The sequence below is a fragment of the Streptomyces sp. NPDC094448 genome (genome assembly GCF_044763775.1).
Lineage (GTDB): Bacteria > Actinomycetota > Actinomycetes > Streptomycetales > Streptomycetaceae > Streptomyces.
Genome location: NZ_JBIWGU010000037.1, coordinates 1 through 1,252, shown reverse-complemented (window position 1 = coordinate 1,252; position 1,252 = coordinate 1). Strand labels below are relative to the sequence as shown.

General features: G+C 65.6%; 1 protein-coding gene. It reads left to right on the top strand.

From position 1 onward, the window contains the following. Positions 1-18 precede the first annotated feature (18 nt). Positions 19-1,252 (top strand): AMP-binding protein (locus ACIQ9E_RS29735; protein ID WP_403712310.1); only part of this gene is annotated, 1,234 nt, incomplete at its 3' end.

Here is a 1,252-nt window from a genome sequence, read left to right as displayed (position 1 = left end):
TTGTTTGATCGTGGGTCGGTGGTGTTGTTGGTGGAGCGGTTTGTGCGGGTGTTGGAGGGTGTGGTGGGGGATCCGTTGGGTCGTGTGGGTGGGGTGGGTGTGTTGTCGTCGGTGGAGCGGGCGGGTTTGGTTGCGGGTTCGGTGGGTGTGGGGTCTGTGGGTTCTGCGGGTGTTGTGGGTGGTGTGGGGTCTGTGGGTGGTGTGGGGTCTGTGGGTGGTGTGGGGTTTGGTGATGGTGTGGGTGGTGTGGGTGGGTTGTCGTTGGGGGGGTGGTTTGAGCGGCGGGTGTTGGTGTCGGGGGGTGCGGTGGCGGTGTGTGGTGGTGGGGTTTCGTTGTCGTATGGGGAGTTGGACGGGCGGGCGAATGCGTTGGCGCGGTTGTTGGTGGAGCGGGGGGTGGGTCCGGAGCGGTTGGTGGCGGTGGCGTTGGAGCGTTCGGTGGATTTGGTGGTGGCGTTGTTGGCGGTGGTGAAGGCGGGTGGGGGTTATGTGCCGGTGGATCCGTCGTATCCGGTGGAGCGGATGGCGTTTGTTCTGGAGGATGCGGCGCCGGTGGTGTTGATTTCGTCGGCTGGTGTGGTGGCGGGTCTGGAGGCTGCGAGGGGGGTGGGTGTGGGTGTGGGGTTTGGTGTGGGTGTGGTGGTTTTGGATGATCCGGGGGTTGTTGCGGATCTTGCGGGGCGTGGGGTGGGGGCGTTGTCGGACGGGGAGCGGGGTGGGGTGGTGGAGGCGGGGCATCCGGCGTATGTGATTTATACGTCGGGTTCGACGGGGCGGCCGAAGGGTGTGGTGGTGTCGCACGGGCAGGTGGTGCGGTTGTTTGCGGAGACGGAGGGGTGGTTCGGGTTCGGGGCGGGTGATGTGTGGACGTTGTTTCATTCGTATGCGTTTGATTTTTCGGTGTGGGAGTTGTGGGGGGCGTTGTTGTTCGGGGGGCGGCTGGTGGTGGTGCCGTTTGGTGTGTCGCGTTCGCCGGGGGAGTTTTTGGGGTTGTTGGTGGCGGAGGGGGTGACGGTGCTGAATCAGACGCCGTCGGCGTTTTATCAGCTGATGCAGGCGGATGCGGAGCAGCCGGGGGTGGGGGACGGGCTGGTGTTGAGGTGTGTGGTGTTCGGTGGTGAGGCGTTGGATCCGGGCCGGCTGGCGGGGTGGTATGCGCGGCATCCGGAGGAGGGGGGCGGGCCGCGGCTGGTGAATATGTACGGGATCACGGAGACCACGGTCCATGTCACCCGCCGGGTCCTGGACCACA